The following is a 22,081-nucleotide window of genomic DNA, read 5'->3' as shown; positions in this document are numbered from 1 at the left end:
TATATTTGAATGTGCGTCTTTTTTATAGGTACACGTTACAGCCGGGCTGAGTGTTAAAGCACATAAAAAAAGCCGCTGATCGGCAGCGGCTTTAAAAGGCTAACATATCGGCACCGGAGGTGCCCATGGCGTAGCCAAGGGAAAGAAGGAACAGCGACAGCGTTTGATCAGCTGTCGGCATTGGCATCGACGTTCACTTTGGAAGCTGTCTGTTTCGCGTCTTTTGCGGTATCTGCCTTGTTTGCGGCAACAGCCTCACGGGCCTCTTGATGGACCGCCGCGAACGCTGCATTACGGGTAACGAAAGCCGGGGATTCTTCGGCCATGGCCAGGGGCGACAACAACAGGGAAGACAGGACGAAGACGCTGGCAATACCCATACTGTTGGACATTTGAAACTACCTTCTTGCGGTGCAAGTGCTAATGAGGACAGGGGTAAAGTTAGTCCTTTCAGTGCACTCGAAACAGAGCGAAGTGCGATAAGCACTGTTGCGCAAAAGGTAACGATCCTTGCGAAAATCAATAGGACTTTCGGCGAAAGTCCCGTGCTAGAGCACCTGCACAGGGTGCCGCCTTGTGCAAAATGGTCAGGCTAGAAACCGATAAAGGCGTAATAAACCGGGGTTTGATGGGTTGTGCGCAAACCCAGTGCCTGCAAGCTTGCCGTCAGCGCTTCATCCTGCACATGCAAGGTCCACTGTGCCGCTTCATTCCCCTGTACCTGCGCCAGTGCTGCAGCAAAGGCCCCCATATCCGGCAAGTAGGCGGTAAAACCGTTACCCTTGAGCGCACTGGTCGTCATGCCCAATACCTGGCACACCGCCACCTTGGCGGCAATGTCATCGCGGTCGGCCTGGCGCGAAGCCTGTACCAGTGCCTGCAGTTCCACATCGACCAGTTGCGCGCCATGAATCAGCTCCGGCCCCTGTTGCCAAGCCTCAGGCGGGCAGTCTTTGCTGTCTGGCCGCAGCGGGATATGCGGGTTGATTTCTACCGGATAGATGCGACACACCAGCGGGCGCTGCTCATAGATGGTGCAGAGGTCGTTGGCGTCGAGGTTACGGCAACGTCCGGGGTTGAATGCAGCAAAGGTCACCGAGACGCGTGCCTCGCCCTCGCCACAATGCACTGGATGGGAGCGTCGCAGCACATGGTCACGCTGCTCCAGCGGCATGCCGGGGCCGTCCACGACGAAGGCCTCGATCAGTACCACCACCTGGCCGGCATCGTCCGCCCAGCGACGCGCTTCGGCCAGCGTCAGTGGCACATGGTGGCCGGTGCAGCATTTGCCGCAGCCGGTACAGCCGAAACGTAAGCGGTCGGTCACTTGGCCTCCGGGCTCCATTCACTGACGAAAGCACGCTGGTGCTGGCGGTCGTACAGGCACAGTTCGGTGCCGGTGCGCTGCTGCATGTGCTTCTGTGGGTAGACGCCTTCGATCAGCAGGGCACTCATGCCGACCTGGTCATCAAACTCGGCGGGCTTGCCGCGGGCATGGGCGTCCTTGAACTGGCTGGCGGTCAGGCAAGCCTTGAGCATCTGCTGGCGTTGCTCGTTCCAGGCCTGGCTACTGGAGGCCTGGGCAATACCGCTGAAGAGGGCGCAGCTGATCAAGATAGAGCTGAGAAGCTTCATACGCGATTCCGGCAATTTTCTTGCGAGGGGCGCGAATTATGCCCGAGTCACCCCCGGCGGCAAGCCGGGGAGTTTGTCGCTGAATATATCAGTGCTCGGCGAACACCACGGTACGCGCAGCCACCACCAGACAATCGGTCAGCTCTGGCGAGGAGAACTTGGTAAGGATGGCATTGGCCCCGGCCTGGGTCGCCTTTTCACTGCTCATGGCACTGTCCAGCGAGGTGTGCAGCAGCACGTACAGGTGCTGGAAGTCGGGGGTTTCACGCAGCGTGCGGGTGAAGGCGTAGCCGTCCATTTCGCTCATTTCGATGTCGGAGACGATGATGTTGATCTCCTGCGCGGTGCCTTGCAGCTCCAGCAGCACGTTGATGGCGTCTTTGGCGCTGCGCGCGGTGTGGCATTCGATACCGAGGTTGCGCAGGGTGTGCACTGACTGCTGCAGGGCCACCTGGCTGTCGTCCACCACCAGGATGTTGGCGGCGGCCAGCAGGCTGGCGTCTTCTTCGCTCAAGGTGCCGTGCGCTGGCTCGGCGACGGGCGGGGCGATGGCGTGTATGACTTTTTCGATGTCCAGCACCTGCACCAGGGTGTTGTCCACGCGCGTCACACCGGTGATGAACGAGCGGGTGCCCGAGGCGTAGGGCGGCGGTTTGATGTCGGTGCTCAGGCAATGCACGATGCGGCTGACTGCCTGTACATGCAGGCCTTGGCGCGAGCGGCTGATCTCTGTAACGATCAGGCAGCCACCCTGCGGGTCGACCAGTGGCTGTTCGCCAATGGCGCGAGACAAGTCGATGACCGACAGCGAGTGGCCCCGCAGGGTTGCCACACCTTTTACGTGGGGGTGTGACTCGGGCAGCTTGGTCAGCGGCGGGCAGGGGATGATCTCGCTGACCTTGAGCAGGTTGATTGCCATCAGCTTGCCGCTGCGCAGGGTGAACAGCAGCAGGGATAGCGAATCCGCGCGGGCATTTTGCGTGGCCATGGTGACCTTCGGTGGGGAGCAGGGGATATCCGGTTATCGGCCTGTTTTGGTCGGGCTTTAGGCAATTTGCACAGAACTCAGGAGTGCTTGGGCCCCTTGTGGAAGCGGGTATGCCCGCGAAACGTGCGTCGCGGTGCATGGCACCGGCTTCGCCGGTGTTCGCAGGCATGCCCGCGCGCACAGGGATGTGTGTAAATAACTGGATCAGCGTTCGCGCAGGGCCTCCTTGGCCCGGTTCAGCGGCTTGATCAGGTAATCGAGGATGGTTTTCTCGCCCGTTCGGATATCCACCGTGGCAATCATCCCTGGCACGATCGCAAAACGCTTGCCGGCCTTGTTTTGCAAGCTGTCCTGTTCGGTGCGGATGAACACGCGGTAGTAGTAGATTTCCGGTTTGACCTCGTCCTGCAGGGTGTCCGGCGAAATGCCCACCACCTTGCCGTCCAGCCCGCCGTACACCGAGTAGTCATAGGCACTGATCTTGACCTTGGCCGCCTGGTCGGGGTGAATGAAGGCGATGTCCCGTGGCGCGATGCGGGTTTCGATCAGCAGGCGTTCGTCCATCGGCACGATCTTCATCACCTGGCCACCGGGCTGCACCACGCCACCCAGGGTGTTGACCTCGATGTCCTTCACGATGCCGCGCACCGGCGAGCGCAGGGTCAGGCGGGTGAGCGAGTCGCTGCGCCCACGGATCACTTCCGACAGGGCGTCCGCTTCGGCGCTGGCCTTGGCCAGTTCTTCCCGGGCGCGCACCAGATAGTCTGAGCGCGCCTCGTTGGCTTTGAGCTCCAGCTCGGAACGCTGGCGGTTCAGGCGGATCACTTCAACTCGGCTGGAGGCACCCATCTTTGCCAGGTTTTCGGTGATCTTCAGCTCGCTGCGCACCAGCTGCAACGAGTCCTGAATACCTGCCAGGGTCTGTTCCAGGCCGCGGCGGCGGGTCTGGTACAACGCGGTTTCGGCATCGATCAGGTCGGGAGAGTCGCGCAGGCTCGCCGGGAAGGTCAGGGGCTTGCCGGTCACCTCTGCCTGCAGGCGAGCCTGGCTGGCTTTGGTAGCCCGGTACTTGGCCTCGCTTTCACCCACGCTGGAAGCCGTCTTGGTCGGGTCGAGCTGGGCCAGCACTTGGCCGCGCTCGACCAGGTCGCCTTCGGCCACGCTCATCTGCGCGACGATACCGCCCTCGAACGACTGAATGACCTGCTCTCGCGAACTTGGGATGACCTTGCCTGTGCCGGTGGACACCTCGGTCACCTCGAACCAGGCCGCCCAGGCCAGGAACGCCGCCAGCATCAGCGCGCAGAGGGTGATGATGCGGCCGGCGCGGAACACCGCCTGGTCGTCCTGTCCGTCCAGGTAGGAAGCCGGGAGTTCATGGTTGCTCATGCCTGGGCTCCCTGCAGTTTGGCCAGCGCGGCATCGCGCGCGTCATCGATGACGATGCGCCCGGCGTCCAGCACCAGGATGCGGTCGACCCGCTGCAGAACACTCAGTCGATGGGTTGCGATCACCAGTGTACGGCCCTGACAGAAGCGCTCCAGGTTATCCAGCAGCTTGCGCTCGGTCATGTCGTCCAGCGACGCGGTCGGCTCGTCCAGCAGCAGTACTTGCGGCTGGCGTACCAGCAGGCGCGACAGCACCAGGGCTTGGCGCTGGCCGCCAGACAAGCCCAGGCCTCCTTCGAGGATCAAGTGGTCCATGCCCTTGGGCAGGCGGCGGACGAAGTCCAGTGCGCCAGTGGCGGCCAGCGCGGCCACCAGTTCCTGGTCGCTGGCCTGGCCGGCGCCGAGGGTGAGGTTTTCCCGCAGGGTGCCGTGGAACAGCCTCGCGTACTGCGGCAGCAGGCCGACGTCACGGCGCAGGTCAGCAGGGTCGAGGTGGGCCATGGCGATGCCGTCCAGGCTGATCTCGCCCTGTACCAGGTCCATGGCCCCACCCAGCGCCTGCAGCAAGGTTGATTTGCCGGCGCCGTTGCGGCCCAGCACGGCAATGCGCTCGCCCGGCTGGATGTCCAGCCGGCCAATGTTCAGCACTGGCGGGTAGTCTTCGCTGTAGCGGAAGTTGGCCTGGCGCAGGCGGTACTCGCCGTGAATGGCTGGCAGGTGCACGCGGGCTTCGCCTTCGGGGTGGTCGACTGGCGACTGCATCAGCTTGTCCAGGCCTTGCAGCGCTACCTTGGCCTGCTGCCAGCGGGTCAGCACATGGGTCAGCTGGGCGAGCGGTGCCATCATCCGCGACGAAAGCATGGATGCCGCCACCAGGCTACCCGTGGTGAGGTCGCCGGCGATGACCATGGGTGCGCCGATCACGATGACCACGGCAAACACGGCACCCTGCACGTTCTGCGTCCAGGTCACCAGGCCGTTGGTGAGGGTGCGCAGGCGCAGGTTGGTGTGCGCGCAGGCCGCGTTGTACTGGTTCCACTGCCGTTCGAAGCGAGCCTCCGCCTGCAGTGCCTTGATCTCGTCCAGGCCTTGGATACTTTCCACCAGCATGGCGTTGCGCAGCGCCGACTCACGCATCGAGGCATTGGCCAACCGTGCCAGGCGCCGTTGTGCAAGCAACCCGGGCAACACCATGGCCAGCAGCGCGACCAGCGGGATGAACACCAGTACGCCGCCGATCAGCCAGAACACGAACAGGAACAGCAGGAAGAACGGCAGGTCGGCCAGCACCGTGGCGGTGCTGGACGTGATCAGGTCGCGGATCGACTCCAGCTCGCGCAACTGCGAGATGAACGAGCCGGTGGACTTCGGCCGCACCGAGTTGCGCAGGCGCAGGGCATGGCCGTAGACCAGGTCGCTCACCCGCAGGTCGGCGCGCTTGCCGAGCAGGTCGGTCACCTTTAGCCGCAGCAGGCGCATGCTGAAGTCGAACACCAGTGCCAACACCACACCGCCAAACAGGACGTAGAGGGTGGGCAGGGATTCAGCCGGTATCACTCGGTCGTACACCTGCATCGAGAACAGCACGCCGGCCAGCGCCAGCACGTTGGCCACCAGTGAAGCGACCATCACCTGCCCATAAGGGCGCAGGTCACGCAGTACGATGCGGGCGAACCAGTGGCGGTCGTAAGGCGCGGTGTAGTCGTCGGTGCGCACATCGCGCAGTGGCCGGGCCGGGCGCAGCAGGGCCACGCGGTTGATACGGCCTTTCAGGGTGTCGCGGGGCAGACGTGAAGTCAGGCCCTGGTCACCGGCGAACACCACTGCCAGGTCGTCCTCTTCGGTCACCGACTCGACCACGGCCAGCTGCCCATCGTCCAGCTCCAGCACCAGCGGCGTGCGCCATTGCCGCAGGCCCTTGGCATCGAAGTGCACGAAGCGCAATGCCAGCCCCGCCTGACGTGCCATGTGGCGGAGGATTTCATTCAACGGGCGGGCATCCTCCGCAGCGGCCAGGCGAATACGCTGGGGTGATACGTCCAGGCGGTAGTGGTGTGCCACCTGCAACATCACCTCAAGCCAGGGGCCAAGGTCTGGCCGGTGGGCGGCGGCCTGCTCCGGCGCGGGCGCCTGGTTGGGCAGGGTCACATCGATCGAATCACTCATGGCTGGATCTCCACACCTTGCAGGTTGCGCCCCTCAAGGCCAAAGGCCGTGCGCAGGGCGCCGGTGTTGTACAGGCAGTCGACATCCAGGCGCAGCAGATCGGAGCGGGTGCCGGCAAGTTCGAAGCGTGACTGGTAGATCTCCTGCTCGGCGTTGAGCAGGTCGAGCAGTGGCCGTGTCCCCAGGTCCAGGTACTGACGCCCGTAGAGCATGCGTGCCTCCTGGATGCTGACCTGGCGGGCTTCCAGCGAGGTCAGTCGGCGGCCCAGCCCGGAGGTTTGCGCCTTGGCCTCGGCCAGGCCCCGACGCGCCTGCAGGCGTGCGGCGTCTTCGGCGGAATCGGCGGCGGTCAGCGCGTGGCCGGCAGCGCGGGTGCGGGCGCTGATGGAGCCCCCTTGGTAGATGGGAACTTCGACGTTCAGGTAGATGCCCGCCTGGGTGCGGTCCAGCCGTGCGTTATCGCGGTTGTAGTCGTCGTCCAGGTAATGATTGACCTGCGGTTGCAACGACAGGGTAGGGTAGGCCTCCGCCTTGGCCTGGGCCAGCTCTGCCTGGCCCTGTGCGCGCTGGGCCAGGGCCATCAGCACGGCGGGCAGGCGGTCATCACCCTGTGCAGGGCGCTTGCAGGCCTGGTTCAGCTCGGCGGGTGAGCCTTCGGCCAGTGCCGGTGGGGTAACGCGGCCCATCAGCGCCGCCAGGGTCGAGCGCCAGCGCTCGTACTGCGACTGATACTCCTCCAGGGTGGCACGGGCGCTTTCCACGCGGGACTCGGCCTGCACCACGTCGGAACGGGTACTGGCGCCCATGTCGCTGCGCTGGCGCGCCATGCCGGCAATGTCGCCCACGCCGCGAATCTGGTCGCGGGCAATCGTCATCAGTTGCTCGTAGCGGCGGGTTTCGATCCAGGCATAGGCTGTGTCGCGGGCCAGGTCGTCGACCACCAGCAGGATATTGGCCTGGGCGCGGGCGGCGGCAGCCTGGGCCGCGTTGACGGCGCTGTCGACCTTGCCGAAGTCATAGAGCATTTGCTTGAGCGACAGGTTCAGGGCCTGGCTATTGCGGTCGCCGCCATAGCCGGTGTCATAACCGGTGCGCAGGCCACCGGAAATCTGTGGGTAATACCCCGCACGGGCGACGTTGATGCCTTCGCCCTGCTTGTAAAGGTTGCCGATGGCCTCAGCGATGCTCGGGTGCCATTGCGCTGCCTGCAGCACCGCGTCGGTAAGGCTCAGCCGTTCGCCACTGGCGACCGGGGCCATGCCGATGGGGGGGCGGGCGGGCACCGCTTCGGGCGCATCGCGTAGCAGCGACGGCCCGATCTGGCGCAGGTGGGGGTCTATATCATCGGCTGCCTGGGCAACCGGGTGGAAGTTCAGGGCCAGGAGCCCGAAGGCTCCCAGCAACAGCGGTGACAGCGGACTGCTTCGCTTCACATAGTTCCCTTACTGCTGGTCGTCCATGCCGCCGGGTATTCACCCGACGGGTTTACAGCGGCCTCAAACCACATGGATACCGTTCTGTACCCACAGGTGATGGCTTGGATCCTCCTGGGCCGTGTACTGGTTATAGTCGATGCCGTCGGCAGTTTGGTTCCCGACCAGCGTCCAGTTGTCCGTCATGTGAACTGAGTCTTTGTCGTCCCCCTTGATGATCAGTGTGTCGGTACCGGTTTCGGTGATCGCCACCACATCCGCCAGGTTGAGGGTGAGCGCCACCGAACTGGTGTCGTTGAGGTCGAGGATTTCGATGTCGTGTACGCGCCCGGCCAGGTTGCCCAGGTCAATGCTGGCATCACCGCCGCCCCACAGCAGGGTGTCGGTTCCCGAGCCACCGTCGACGCTGGCGAAGTTCTGGTCGACCACCACCAGTGTGTCGTCACCCGCACCACCCTGCAGGGTGATGTGGCCACCCTGGCTGCCATCGAGGTGGTCGTTGCCGTCAGTGCCGGCGATCACATCGGTGGCCGCTGCCAGGCTGGCGAGTGCCGCGGACTCGTCGCCGGTATCGGCCAGCAGCGATGTGGTGGCGGTGAGGCCGGCGGCGCTGTCCACGTTGATGGTGAGGGTTGCGGTGTCGGTAGTGCCGTTCGGGTGGCTTAGCTCGTAGGTGAAGGTGTCGTGCTGGCCCACCACCGCCGAGGTGAGCCCTGCGTTCAGGGTGTAGGTGTAGCTGCCGTCGGCATGCACCAGCAACGTGCCGTAGGTGCCGGCCACGCTTACCCCGTTGTAGCCCGGGATGGTGTAGGTGTTGGCCGCTGTCAGCACGCTCAGCACGGTCAAGGCCGAACCGACATTGTCGTCAGCCAGCAGGTTGCCGGTGGCGGCTGTCGCGCCACTGACCACGAACTCGGTCAGGTACGTTGTAGTGGTGTTCAGGCTGGTGGTGATGGAGCTGAGCAAGCCGATGCCGCCGGCGGTGACACGTACGTGGTAGGTACCGGCGCCCTGGTTCTCGAAGGTATACCCGGCGCCGCCGCCCAGTATGCTGACCAGCGAACCACCTGGCACCGACTGCACCAGCACGTACTGGCCGGTGGCCGGGTTGAGCTTGAGCAGCTCGATGGTGGTGCCGTTGAGCAGGCTCAACAGGTTGGTGGAGTTGACCACCACCTGCAGGTCGGCCGTGGTATTGGCGGCAACCGTGGTGGTGTAGGTGGCCTGGCGGGTACCGATCACTGGCAGGTTCAGCGAGCCCAGCGTACTGCTGCTGGAGTCCACGCGGTTGTCCAGGGTGACCTGGCTGGTACCAACGTCGTTGACTGCGTCGACCACCGTGGCCGGTGCACCGTAGTTGGTGTCGCTCCAGACCTCCGTGGCTTGCGGGCTGTCGATGCGCACGTACAGGTTGGCGGCATCGGACAGGCCGTTAGGGTGCACCAGTTGGTAGCTGAACACGTCCACCTTGCCGACACTGTTCGGGCTGCCGTTCGGCGTGTAGGTGTAGCTGCCGTCCGCACGGATCACCAGGGTGCCGTACTGGCCCTGAACCGTCGTGGCGGTCCCGGCCGAGACGTAGCTGCCGTTTTTGAGCACTTGCAGCACGGCGGCGCTGTCCGGGCCACGAGCATCCACTGCGCCATCGGTACCCACGTCGGTAATGACGTTGCCAGAGGTGGCAATGCCGGTGCCGGTGAATTGGGTCAGGCTGGTGGAGACGATGTCCAGCGTGGTGCTCACTTCGGTGATCAGGCCGATGCCGCCACTGCCCACGGTCAGTCGGTAATCACCGGCTTGCAGCACGCCGATGTCCACCTGCAAGCCGATTGGCAACACGATCAGGTCGAGCAGGCCCTGAGTGTTACCGGTGGCGATGGTCACCCAGGTGCCGCTGGCGTCTTTCACCTGCAGGGTGAAGCTGGTGTTGTTGAGCAATGCCAGCACGCTGTTGGTGGTCAGTGTGAGGGTAGGGTCAGCCGTGGTGCCTGCTGCCACCGTCCAGGTGTAGGTCTTGGAGAACCCCGACAGTAGCGTGGTGAAGCTGTCGGTGTAGGTCTTCGTGGCGCTGACCGCTGCCAGGTTGACCGTGGCCGTGGCCAGGTTGTCGCTGGCGATGACCGGCGCGTTGGCATCCACATCCGGTGCAGTGACGTTGACGTTGCCCGACACGTTGCCGCGCGGGTCGCTGAGGGTCACCGAAAGGATCTGGCCGTTGTCCTGAGGCGGGCTCAGGGTCACGGTGAAGGTGCCGTCCGCCTGCACCGTCGCGGTCTGCAGCACGGTACCGCCGGCGCTGCGTACGGTGACGGTGGCACCCACTTCGCCAGTACCGGTGAGGGTACTGCCGTCGGCACTGAACAGCAGGTTGCCGGCAGCCGCAGGCGGGGTCAGGTCCGGTGCGGTCAGTGCAGTGCCCGTGGACACGTTACCGGCGCTGTCGGTGAGGGTGACGCTGAGCGCCTGGTTGTCGATCTGCGCCGCAGTCAGGCTGACCACGAACAGGCCGTTGCTGCCCACCGTTGCGGTACCCAGTACGGTACCGGCGCTGTTGCGCACGGTGACCGTGCTGCCGACCTGGCCAGCACCACTGACCGAGGTGCCGTTGGCGTTGATGGTGGCCAGCGGGGCGGCTGGCGGGGTGGTGTCCGGCGCAGTCAGGCTGGTGCTGGCGGACAGGTTGCCGGCAGCATCGGCCTGGCGTACCACCAGCAGTTGCCCGTCGTTCTGTGGCGAGGTCAAGGTAATGCTGAAGGTGCCGTTGGCTTGTACCACACCGGTACCCACCTGGCCGTTCGGGCCTTGGACGGTAATGGTAGCGCCCGCCTCACCGCTACCGGTAAGCACGGTACCGGTGCCGTTGATGGCGACGTTGGTGGGAGCAGCAGGTGGCTGCAGGTCTGCGGCGGTGTAGCTTGTGCTGCCGGACACATTGCCTGCAGTGTCAGCCTGGCTCACGCCCAGTACCTGGCCGTTGAGCTGCGCGGCGTTCAGGTTGACGGTGAACACGCCACCGCCATTCACCACCGCCGTGCCGAGCACGTTGTTGCCGGCATCACGCACTGTCACCGTGGCACCGGGTTCACCCGTGCCGGTCAGCACCAGGCCATTGACAGACAGGCTGGTGACCACCGGGTTGGTCGGTGGCGTGATGTCGGCCGCTTGCAGGAAGGTCGGCTGCGATTCGCCGCCTATCAGCGCCACCGCTGTCACCGAAATGTGTTCGCCATTGAGCTGGGCTGCGTCCAGCGTCAGGGTGAAGGAGCCGTTCAGGCTTGCGACCCCTGTACCGATCAGGTTGCCTGCAGCGTCGTACACGCGAATGCCCACACCGCTGGGTGCACTGCCTGTCAGGGTCAGGCCGTCGCTGCCCAAGGTCACGTCGGTGGGCGGCACGGGTGGTGCGATCAAGGGGGTGAGGTAGGTCGCGACCGCAGACGTATTGATGCCGTCGGACTGTGTCACTTCCAGGGTTGCGAGCGAGCCCGCCGCCGGCACCAGCGTTATCTGGAAGTTGCCAGCGGCATCCACCACGCCGGTACCGATCACGTCTCCGTCGAGGCTGACGGTGACCGTGGCATTGGCTTCGCCCTTGCCGGTCAGCACGTTGAAGGTGTTGTTGATCGCCAGGTTGGTCACCAGGTCGGGTGGCGAGGTGTCGTTGGTCTGGTAAGGGACAGCCACCGAAGCGTTGCCAGCATCATCCGTGGACACCACCGTCAGCAACTGGCCGTTGTTCTGTGCCGGGCTGATCGGCACAGTGAACTGGCCGTTCTCACCCACTTCCACCGTGCCCACGATGTTGTTGTTCGGGCCGCGCACCGTGATGGTGCTGCCGGCTTCGGCCGTACCCGTCATCGACGTACCGGCTGCGTTGAGCAGCAGGTCGGTCGGCTGCACCGGTGGCGTCAGGTCTGGCGCAGTCACTGCCAGCGGTACCGACGGGTTGCCAGTGGCGTCCTGGGCGATGATGGTCAGCGTTTCGCCGTTGATTTGCGGGCGGTTCAGGTCAAGGACGAAGGTGCCGTCCGGCTCCACCGTTACCTGGCCCAGCAGGTCGCCGTTGTTGTTGACCACCGTGACGCGGGTGCCGGCTTCGGCAGTACCGATCACCTGGGTACCGCTGTCGTTGATGATGGCGACCACGGCGGCCGGTGGTGTGGTGTCCACCGCCGTGACCGAACTGATTGGCGAGATGTTGCCAGCTGCATCGGTCAGGGTGACCTGCAGCACCTGGCCATCGAGCTGCGCTGCATCCAGCTCGACGATGAAGGTCCCGTCGGCGCCCACTGTGCCGGTACCCACCTGCGTGATACCGACGTACACGCGCACGGTGGCGCCCACTTCGCCGACACCCCCCAGCTCGTCACCTGCCGCATTGAGCCGCAGCTCGGTTGCTGCCGCTGGCGGTGTGAGGTCCGGCGCTTGCACGTTGACCGGCAGGCTGACGTTGCCGGGGGGATCGGCCTGCAGTACCGACAGTGTCTGGTTGTTGATTTGTGCGGGTGACAGTTCGACGCTGAAGCTGCCATCAGCCAATACGATACCCGTGCCCAGTACGGTACCGGCCGCGTTACTGACGATTACCGTGGCGCCGGCCTCGCCCAGGCCGCTGACCACACTGCCGTCGGCGTTGATCACCACTTGGGTGAGTGGGTCGGGCGGGGTGAAGTCCGGGGTTTGCAGGGTAGCCACTGCCGACACGTTGCCGGCCGCATCGGCCTGGGTGAAGCTGAGCAGCTCGGCGTTGCCCAGTGCCGGGCTCAGCGTGATGGTGAAGTGGCCACTGGCATCGACGGTGGCGCTGCCGATTTCCTCGCCTGCCGGGTTGGTCACGGTCACCCGCGCGCCCACTTCGCCGCGGCCGGTGAGGGTGACACCATCACCGGAAACGGCCAGTTCGCCGGGTGCCGTTGGCGGTGTGGTATCGGGTGCGGTGATGGCGCTGGCAGCAGACTGGTTGCCGGCCGCATCGGTCAGTACCACCTGCACCTGTTGGCCGTTGGCCTGGGGCGATGCGAGGCTGACCTGGAAAGTCCCGTCGGCGCGCACCGTGGCGCTGCCCAGCACCGAACCATCGGCGGCGAGCACACGCACGGCGGCACCCGCTTCGCCGGTACCGTTCAACAAACTGCCACCCCCGGCGAAGGCCAGGTTGCCGGCAGCATCCGGCGCGACGCGGTCAGGGGCTGTCAGGCTGACGCTGTTGGACTCGTTGCCGGCCACATCGGACTGGCTGGCGCTGAGCTGTTCGCCGTTAATCTGCGCGCTGTTCAGGTTGACATTGAAGTTGCCATTGGCATCGACCACGGCAGTGCCCAGGTCGACACCGCCTTCGCCAATCACGGTAACGGTGGCACCTGCTTCACCGCGGCCACTGAGTACCAGGCCGTCGCTGGACAACGCCAGGTTGGTCAGTGGTTGCGGTGCCGTGGTGTCGGGTGCCAGCAGGGTAGCGGGTAGCGATACGCTGCCATCGGGGCCCGTTGCGCTGACCTGCAGCACTTCGCCATTGGCCTGCGCACTGCCGAGATTGACAGTGAACGTGCCGTCGTTGGCGACCGGGCTGCTGCCCAGCAATACGCCGTTGGGGCCGTACACCTTGATTGTGCTGCCCGCCTCGGCGGTGCCGGTCACCGACAGGCCGTCGGCGGCCAGTATCAGGTTGTCCGGTGTGGCCGGTGCCAGCGCACCCGGCGCCGTCACGCTCTGTGCAGGGGAGACATTCTGTGCGGCATCGGCCTGAACCACGCTCAGGCTTTCACCTGTGATCGCTGCCGGCGACAGGGACACGCTGAAGTGACCGTCGGCGGCCACTGTAGCGTTGCCCAGCACGGTACCGTCCGGCGCCCGTACGGTCACGGTTGCGCCTGCTTCGCCATCGCCTGTCAGGGTGGCGCCATTGGCGGAGACAGCCAGGTTGGTCACGGCGGCCGGCGGCGTGGTGTCGGCTGCAGTGTAAGGTGCGGCCGGCGACACGTTGCCGGCTGCGTCGGTGGCGGTCACCTGCAGCATCTGGCCATTGGTCTGGGCACTGTTCAAGGTGACCTGGAAGGTGCCGTTGCTGCCGGCTACCGCTGTGCCCAGCACGTTGCCGCTGGCATCGCGCACGGTCACGGTGCTGCCGGCTTCGGCGTTACCGGTCAGTTGCAGCCCGCTACCGGACAGCACGAGTGCTGTCGGTGCCGTAGGCGGGGTGAAGTCTGGCGCGGTGACCGCCACGGCGGTGGAGGTGTTGTTGCCCGCGTCGGTCTGCGTAACGCTCAGGTGCTGGGCGTTGAGCTGGGCGCTGTTCAGGGTGAGGGTAAAGCTGCCATTGGCCGCTACCAGGCCGGTGCCGATGATGGTCCCGTCCTGGCCGTGAACGGTGACCGTGGCACCGGCTTCGCCCAGGCCGGTCAGGGTCAGGCCGTTGTTGTTCAGCACCACGTTGGTCAGCGGCGCGGGTGGGGTCAGGTCCGGGGTTGTCACATTGATTGCCGGCGAGGTGTTGCTGGCGGCATCCACTTGCGTCACGCCGATGACCTGGCCGTTGGTTTGCGGCGTGTCGAATGTCACCGTGAAGCGACCGTCAGCGCCCACCGTGGCGGAGCCGAGCAAGGCACCGGCGGCGTTGCGGACCTGTACCGTGGCGCCCGCTTCACCGCTGCCGGAAAGCTGCCGGCCGTCCTGGCTCAACACCGGGTTACTGATGGCCGCTGGCGGCGTGTGGTCTGGCGTGGCCAGGCTGGCCGGGCCGGACACATTGCCCGCGGCATCACTGAGGGTGACCTGTAGCGGGCTACCGGTCACCTGCGCGCTGGGCAGGGTGATCTGGAACTGGCCGCTCTGGTTGACGGTGCCGGTGGCCAGGATGGCGCCGCTGGCGTCGCGCACGGTGACGCTGGCACCGGCTTCGCCCTGGCCGCTGAGCACGGTGGCTGCGCTATTGAGGCTGAGGTTAGTGGCCGCCAGCGGTGCCTGCAGGTCAGGCGCTTGCAGGGTGGCCGCGAGCGAAACGTTACCTGCAGCATCAGCCTGGGTGACGATCAGGTTCTGCCCATTGGCCACGGCCGGCGAGAAGCTGACGCTGAACAGGCCATTGCTCGCGACGGTTGCAGTCCCCAGCAAGGTGCCTTGTAGGTCTGTCACGCGCACAGTTGCACCCACCTCGCCTTGGCCGGTCAGCGTACTGCCGGTGGCGTTGAGGTTTACCTGCGTCGGCGCGTCCGGTGCCGTGGTGTCATTGGCCACGATAATGGCCGGCACCGAAGGCTGGCCATCGACGGTAGCCTTGGCACTGACCTGCAAGATCTGGGCGTTGAGCTGGGCGTTCTGGAGGAACACACGGAAGGTACCGTCGCTGCCGACCGTGGCGCTGCCCAGCGTGGTGCCCCCGGAGGTTACGGTAATCAGCGAGCCGACCGTACCCTGGCCGGTCAGCAGGAAACCGTCGGCGCTGATGGCAAGGGCTGAAGGCGTAGCCACTTCGGTACCGGTCGGGCCAGCCAGTGGTATTTCAGGCGATTCGTTACCGGCAGGGTCGATCACCACCACATCGACGGTTTCACCTGATGCCAGCGGTGGGGCGACCGGGATCACGAAGGTGCCGTCCGGCCCTGCAGTTACAGTGCCGCGCACGGTGTCATCCGGGTTGCGGACTTCCACTGTGCTGCCAGGCTCGGCTGTGCCGCCGACCGTGCTGCCATCCGGGCTTACGGTAAGCCCGGTCGCCGGTTCTGGGTTGGTCGTGTCCGGCGCGGTGACAGAGACCGGCGCCGAGTCGTTGCCGGCTGCGTCGGTCACTACCACGGTTACGGTCTGGCCGTTGTTCTGCGGTGTATCCAGCGGCACGCTGAAACTGCCATCCGGGTTGACCGCAACGGTGATCACATTGCCGGCCCCATCGCTCACGGTCACCGAGCTGGCGCCAGGTGCATTACCGGTCACAGCCGTGCCATCGCTGCTGACTGCAACGTCGGTGGGCAGTGCCGGTGGCGTGATGTCAGGCGCAAGGATCTGGCTGGGCTGCGAAATGTTGCCGGCCGCATCGGTCAGCGTCACATCCAGGGCTTGGCCGTCCAACTGGGCGGGCGATAGTGGGACCGTGAAGCTGCCGCCTGCGGGCACGACGACGGTGCCTACCAACGTGCCGTCGGCAAGCTTCACTTCCACCGTGGCGCCAGCTTCACCGGTACCCTGGATGGCACTGCCGCCCGGGGTGATCGTGAGGCCGGCAGGCGCAGCTGGCGCGGTACTGTCGTCAGCGGTGAAAGTGGCCGACGGCGAGGCATTGCCGCCGCCATCGATCAGCACCACCGACAGCACTTCACCGTTGGTCTGGGCCGGGGAGAGTGCCACTTCGAACGTACCGTCCGCATTCACCGGGATGGTGCCTAGCAGGTTGCCTGCGGCATCACGTACCTCTACCGTGCTGCCTGCCTCGCCCTGCCCGCTGAGCAGTGTGCCGGTAGGATCAAGGCCCAGTCCTTGCGCCGGCAGCGGTGCCTCGAAGTCAGGTGCGGTCACGGTGCCAGCGGGCGAGCCGTTGCCGCTGTTGTCCGCCTGAGTGACAGACAGCGTCTGGCCATTGAGCTGTGGCGGGTCGATGGCCACCTGGAAGGAGCCATCGGGCTGGACCGTTGCGGTGCCCAGTACTGTGCCGCCAGTGCCGGTCACGGTCACCTGCGCACCCGGCTCGCCGCTGCCGCTCAGGCTGCTGCCGTCGCCAGCCAGGACCAGACCGGTGGGGCTATCGGGTGCCTGGGTATCCGGTGCCGACACGTCGACTGCCGCCGACAGGTTGCCGGCCGCGTCGCGTTGCTCCACGGTCAGTGCCTGGCCGTTGGTTTGCGGCGTGTCGAGGGTGATTTCGAAAGCGCCACCCGCGCCAACCACCGTGCTGCCCAGCACGCTGCCATCCGGCCCGCGCACGGTCACGGTGGCGCCCGGTTCGCCGTTGCCGGTGATCGTGGTACCGGTGCCGTCGATGGCCGGGTTGGTGACCACTTGCGGCGGGGTAGAGTCGGGGGCGGTGAAGTCCACCGGCCCTGCGCTATTGCCCAGGTTGTCGGTCGCTTCGACGGTCAGGCTTTCGCCATTGCGCTGTGGCGCGTTGAGGGTGACGTCGAAACGGCCGTCGCCGCCCACGGAGGCAGTGCCCAGCACATTGCCGTCGGCGTCACGCACGGTGACGATGGAGCCGCTTTGACCCTGGCCGGTAAGGTGAATGCCAGCGGTATCGATAGCCAGCCCGGAGGGTTGCAGCGGGCCGTCGGTATCGGGCGCGACGATGTTGGCGGTCGAGGTGTTGCCAGCGGGGTCGCGCAGGACCACGTCCAGTTCCTGGCCGTCGGTCTGCGCTGGGTTCAGGACCACGCTGATCACACCGTCGGCACCGACCTGGGCGTTGCCCAGCACAGTGCCGTCGGCGCTGATGACCTGCACGGTGGTGCCCGGTTCGCCGCGACCGGTGAGCAGGCCGCCATCGGCACTCAGTTGCAGTTCACTGGCTTCATTGGGCGGGGTGATATCGGGCGCGGTGATCTGGGTCGGCAGTGAACTGTTGCCAGCTTCGTCAACCGCGACGACATCCAGTGCTTCCCCGTTGGCCTGTGCCGGGGTCAGGCCGATGGTGAAGCTGCCATCCGGGCCGGCCTGGGTGCTGCCCAGGACATTGCCCTGCGCGTCACGCACTTGCACCTGCGTATCTGCCGGTGCGGTACCGGAAACACTGGAGCCGTCACCGGCCACCACCACGCCGCTCGGGCTTTCGGGCAGCGGTGTATCGGCAACGGTCACGCTGACCCCTGCCGAGGTATTGCCAGCGGCATCGGTCTGCACCAGCACGAGGTTCTCACCTGCGGCCAGCGGTGCCTCCAGGTCAATCACGAAGGTGCCATTTGGCGCCACGGTGCCAGTACCGATGACTGCGCCTTGGGCATCACGCACTTCGACTGTGGCACCAGGCTCACCACGGCCAGACACGGCCAGGCTGCCATCGCCTGCCAGCACGTCAGTGACGATCGCCGGTGCAGTAATGTCCGGGGCCACGTAACTCAGCGGCACCGAGGTATTGCCTGCCGCATCGGTCACGGTGATGGACAAGGTTTCGCCATTGGCCTGGGGCGGGTCGAGGGTCAGGCTGAAGCTGCCATCCGGCTCGGCAATGACGCTACCGATCAGGTTGCCCGAGGCATCTTTGACCTCAATCCGTGCGCCCCCTTCTGCAGTACCGACCAGGCTGTCGCCATTACTCAGCACCAGGTCGGTGGGTTGCAGCGGTGCTACCTGGTCGGGCGCCGTCAGCGGGCTAGGTGTAGAGACGTTGCCGGCGGCATCGGTCAGGGTCACTTGCAGGGACGAGCCATCCACCACCGGGGTTGGCAGTTGCACATTGAAGCTGCCATCGGGCTGAACGGTGCCGCTCACCAGCACCTGCCCCTGATCGTTGCGCACCTCCACGGTGGCGCCCGCTTCGCCGCGCCCGGAGACTGTGCGGCCATCGTTACTGATGGCCAGCTCGGTAGCGGGCTCCGGCGGTGTGGTGTCGCCGCCGTTGTCCACGATCGGTGCGGTGACGTTGCCGGCCGTGGAGGCGTTGCCTGCGACATCGGTGGCCGTCACCTGCAACTGCTCGCCTGCCACTTGTGGCGGGGTGAGGCCGATGCTGAAGGCACCGCTGGCCCCCACCACGACACTGCCCAGTACAGTGGTGCCATCGGCGGCCAGCACACGGACGGTGCTGCCTGCTTCGGCGCGGCCGCTGACAACGGTACCGTCGCCACTGATTGCCAGATCGCTTGGCGCCACAGGCGCGGTGATGTCTGGTGCGGCGACCTGCACCGGCAACGACGAGGTGCCGTTGTTGTCGATCGCCACCACGTCCAGTAATTCGCCATTGGCCTGGGCCGGTGTGAGTACCACGGTGAAGGTGCCCTCGGCACCCACCACGATGCTACCGACCAGCGTGCCGTTGGCATCATGCACTTCCACGCGGCTACCAGCAGGAGCAGAACCGCTGATGCTGCTGCCATCGGCGGCGACGACCAGTTCGCTCGGGCTGGTCGGGATGACCACCAGTGGCACGTCGTAGGTCAGCGCTTCAGAGGCGTTGCCGCTCGGGTCGGTCTGTACCAGGCTCAGGCGTTCACCCGGCAGTGCAGCCGGATCGAGGTCGATCAGGAAAGTACCGTTCGCGGTCACTGTGCCGGTACCGATCAGCGTGCCATTGGCATCGCGCACCTCGACGGTAGCACCGGCTTCGCCGCGACCGCCCAAGGTCAGGCCGTCGGCGCCGACGACAATGTTGCTGACTACGGCAGGCACGGTGATGTCCGGGGCCTCGAACTGCAGGGGTGAAGAGACATTGCCGGCGGCATCGATCAGACGGATGTCGAGGATTTCGCCATTGGCCTGGGCCGGCGACAGGGTGATGCTGAAACTGCCGGTTTCAGTGACCAGGCCAGTGCCGAGCAAGTTGCCCAAGGCATCGCGTACCTGCACGGTCGCGCCTGGCTCGCCGTTGCCGCTCAGGGTCACGCCGTCGGCCAAGGCCACGCCGGTCGGTTGGGCCGGGGCCTGCAAGTCCGGGGTAACCACCGACGCCGGGGCAGAAGCATTGCCGCTGGCATCGGTCAGCACCACTTGCAGGTTGCTGCCATCTTTCACCGGTGGGTCAAGGGTGATCTGGAAGGTGCCGTCCGGGTTGACCGAGCCGTTGGCCAGTACATTGCCCTGGGCATCGCGCACCTGCACGCTGGCCCCGGCTTCGCCGCGGCCATTGAGCTGGGCGCCGGCCAGGCCGACTACCAAGTTGGTTGCGGCATCCGGTGGTGTGGTGTCGCCACCGTCGATGTCCGGCGCGGTGATGTCGCCGGCCGTGGAGGTGTTGCCGGCGGCGTCGGTGGCGGTGACTTGCAGTACCTCTCCACTCACCTGCGGCGGGTCGAGGGTGATGCTGAAACTGCCAGTGGCGTCGACCACCACACTACCCAGCACGGTGGTGCCATCGGCGGCCAGCACACGCACGGTGCTGCCCACTTCGGCGCGGCCGGTGACCTCGCCGCCGTTGGCACTGATCGCTAGCTCGCTCGGGGTGACCGGCGGGGTGATATCCGGTGCGGTGACCTGCACGGGGAGCGATGTAGCACCGCTGCCGTCGATGGCCACCACGTCCAGCAGTTCGCCGTTGGCCTGGGCCGGGTTGAGGATGACGGTGAAGGTGCCATCGGCACCTACCACCACACTGCCGACCAGTGAGCCGTTGGCGTCGTGTACTTCCACACGGCTGCCCGTCGGGGCTGTACCAGTGATGCTGGCGCCGTTCGCAGCCACCACCAGGTCGCTTGGGCTGGCTGGGGTCGTGGTTGCCGGGACTTCATATTGCAGGGCTTCAGAGGCGTTGCCGCTCGCATCGGTCTGCACCAGGCTCAATTGCTCGCCCGGTTGCGCGGCTGGGGTGAGGTCGACCAAGAAGGTTCCGTTGGCGCCGACTGTGGCGGTGCCTATGACAGAGCCGTTGGCATCACGTACCTGTACGGTAGCACCGGCCTCGCCACGGCCACTGAGCACCAGGCCATCGGCGCCCACCACGACGTTGCTGACGGCAGCTGGCGGCGTGACGTCCGGTGCAGTGAACGCCAGCGGCGTTGAACTGTTGCCGGCGGCGTCTACCACGCGAATGTCCAGGGCCTCACCATTGGCCTGGGCGGGGAACAGCGTGACGCTGAAGGTGCCGTCTTCGTTGACCAAGCCAGTGCCGATCAGGCTGCCGCTGGCATTGCGCACCTGTACGGTGGCACCGGGCTCGCCGCGGCCGGTAAAGGTCACGCCATCAACCAAGGCCAGCTCGGTTGGCTGCGCTGGGGCCAGCAGGTCTGGCGCGGCGACCGAACCGGGTTGCGAGACATTGCCGGCAGTGTCGGTCAGGGTCACTTGCAGGGTACTGCCATCGGTGATGGCCGGGTTCAAGGTGATGGCGAAGGTACCATCGGGATTGACTGTGCCCGTGGCAACTACGGTGCCTGCGTCATCGCGCACCTGAACGCTGGTACCGGCTTCGCCACGACCGCTGAGTTGGCTGCCGGCAGCACTGATCACCAGGTTGGTCGGGGTCTGCGGTGGCGTTGTGTCGCCGCCATCGATGTCCGGCGCGGTAAGGTTACTGGCGGTGGAGGCGTTGCCTGCCGCGTCGGTGGCCGTCACCTGCAGCACTTCACCGTCTATCTGTGGCGGGTCGAGGGTGATGCTGAAGCTGCCGGTAGCGCCAACTACCACGCTACCCAGCACAGTGGTGCCGTCGGCGGCCAGCACGCGTACGGTGCTGCCCGGTTCGGCACGGCCGGTGACCACGCTGCCGTCGGCATTGATCACCAGTTCGGTCGGTGCGGCAGGGGCGGTGATATCCGGTGCGGTGATTTGGGCGGGCAGCGAGGAAACGCCGCCGTCATCAATGGCGATCACGTCCAGCAGTTCGCCGTTGGCCTGGGGCGGGTCGAGGGTGACGGTGAAGCTGCCGTCGGGGCCCGCCACCACAGTGCCAATCAGCGTGCCGTTGGCGTCATGTACTTCCACACGGGTGCCGGCAGGTGCGGTACCGCTGATGCTGCTGCCGTCTTCGGCGAACACCAGGTCGCTGGGACTGGCAGGCGCAGTGGTGGCCGGGACTTCGAATTGCAGTGCCGAGGAAGCGTTGCCGCTTGGGTCGGTCTGCACCAGGCTCAACTGCTCGCCCGGCTGCGCGGCTGGGGCGAGGTCGATCAGGAAGGTGCCGTTGGCACCCACCACACCCGTGCCGATCACGGTGCCATTGGCATCGCGCACTTCCACAGTGGCACCCGGTTCGCCGCGACCGCTCAGGGCCAGGCCGTCAGCACCAACTGCAATATTGGTTACTGCGTCAGGTGGGGTGATATCCGGCGCATCGAATTGCAGCGGCGCAGAGGCGTTGCCGTCAGCATCCACCAAGCGTACGTCGAGGGCTTCGCCGTTGGCCTGGGCAGGTGACAGGGTGAGGCTGAACAGGCCGTCGGCACCGACGACACCAGTACCGATGACAGCACCGCCGGCATCGCGCACCTGCACGGTGGCACCGGGCTCGCCGCGACCGGTGAAGGTGACGCCATCGGCCAGGGCCAGGTCGGTCGGTTGCGCGGGCGGCAGCAAGTCGGCCGAGGTGACCGAGCCCGGTTGCGATACGTTGCCAGCGGCGTCTGTGAGGGTGACTTGCAGCGTACTGCCATCAGTGATGGCCGGGTTTAAGGTGATGGCGAAGGTACCATCCGGATTGACCGTGCCCGTGGCAATTACGGTGCCTGCGTCATCGCGCACCTGAACGCTGGTACCGGCTTCGCCACGACCGCTGAGTTGGCTGCCGGCAGCGCTGATCACCAAGTTGGTCGGGGTCTCCGGTGGCGTTGTGTCGCCGCCATCGATATCCGGTGCGGTGACCGAGCTGGCAACGGAAGTGTTGCCAGCGGCATCGGTCGCGG

General features: G+C 65.6%; 8 protein-coding genes. All 8 read right to left on the bottom strand.

Annotation, left to right across the window (positions count from 1 at the left end; all coding sequences use genetic code 11):
- Window positions 1-167 precede the first annotated feature (167 nt).
- Window positions 168-392 carry a hypothetical protein gene (locus BJQ17_RS25295; RefSeq protein ID WP_003247304.1) on the bottom strand — a complete coding sequence of 75 codons (225 nt, stop codon included), beginning with the start codon at window positions 390-392 and terminating at the stop codon, window positions 168-170.
- A gap of 200 nt (window positions 393-592) precedes the next feature.
- The gene (locus tag BJQ17_RS25290) at window positions 593-1,327 is read right to left on the bottom strand and encodes a YkgJ family cysteine cluster protein (protein WP_070096808.1); all 735 of its coding nucleotides are present in this window, start codon (window positions 1,325-1,327) and stop codon (window positions 593-595) included.
- Window positions 1,324-1,635, bottom strand: coding sequence for a hypothetical protein (locus tag BJQ17_RS25285; RefSeq protein WP_003247302.1), 312 nt, complete (start codon window positions 1,633-1,635; stop codon window positions 1,324-1,326). The genes BJQ17_RS25290 and BJQ17_RS25285 overlap by 4 nt, the downstream gene beginning before the upstream one ends.
- 88 nt (window positions 1,636-1,723) lie before the next feature.
- Entirely contained in the window at window positions 1,724-2,623 is a 900-nt protein-coding gene (locus BJQ17_RS25280) for a chemotaxis protein (protein WP_004576925.1), read from the bottom strand.
- 204 nt (window positions 2,624-2,827) lie between these two features.
- Entirely contained in the window at window positions 2,828-4,012 is a 1,185-nt protein-coding gene (locus BJQ17_RS25275; protein ID WP_070096807.1) for an HlyD family type I secretion periplasmic adaptor subunit, read from the bottom strand.
- On the bottom strand, window positions 4,009-6,177 hold the full coding sequence (locus tag BJQ17_RS25270; RefSeq protein ID WP_003247299.1) for a type I secretion system permease/ATPase: 2,169 nt from the start codon (window positions 6,175-6,177) through the stop codon (window positions 4,009-4,011). The genes BJQ17_RS25275 and BJQ17_RS25270 overlap by 4 nt, the downstream gene beginning before the upstream one ends.
- Window positions 6,174-7,610 (bottom strand): TolC family outer membrane protein, encoded by a 1,437-nt coding sequence (locus tag BJQ17_RS25265; RefSeq protein ID WP_070096806.1) that lies wholly within the window; start codon window positions 7,608-7,610, stop codon window positions 6,174-6,176. The genes BJQ17_RS25270 and BJQ17_RS25265 overlap by 4 nt, the downstream gene beginning before the upstream one ends.
- Window positions 7,611-7,673: 63 nt before the next feature.
- Window positions 7,674-22,081: BapA/Bap/LapF family large adhesin (locus BJQ17_RS25260; protein ID WP_256559949.1), on the bottom strand; the 14,408-nt coding region annotated here is incomplete at its 5' end.

The sequence above is a fragment of the Pseudomonas sp. NBRC 111139 genome, from assembly GCF_001753955.1.
Classification (GTDB): Bacteria; Pseudomonadota; Gammaproteobacteria; order Pseudomonadales; family Pseudomonadaceae; genus Aquipseudomonas; species Aquipseudomonas alloputida.
The sequence above is the reverse complement of the archived record's forward strand: the minus strand, read 5'-3'. Positions and strand labels throughout refer to the sequence as shown.

Coding starts and splice junctions, on each gene's coding strand:
- BJQ17_RS25295 (WP_003247304.1), bottom strand. CDS start 392: ATGTCCAACAGTATGGGTATTGCCAGCGTCTTCGTCCTGTCTTCCCTG.
- BJQ17_RS25285 (WP_003247302.1), bottom strand. CDS start 1,635: ATGAAGCTTCTCAGCTCTATCTTGATCAGCTGCGCCCTCTTCAGCGGT.
- BJQ17_RS25280 (WP_004576925.1), bottom strand. CDS start 2,623: ATGGCCACGCAAAATGCCCGCGCGGATTCGCTATCCCTGCTGCTGTTC.
- BJQ17_RS25275 (WP_070096807.1), bottom strand. CDS start 4,012: ATGAGCAACCATGAACTCCCGGCTTCCTACCTGGACGGACAGGACGAC.
- BJQ17_RS25270 (WP_003247299.1), bottom strand. CDS start 6,177: ATGAGTGATTCGATCGATGTGACCCTGCCCAACCAGGCGCCCGCGCCG.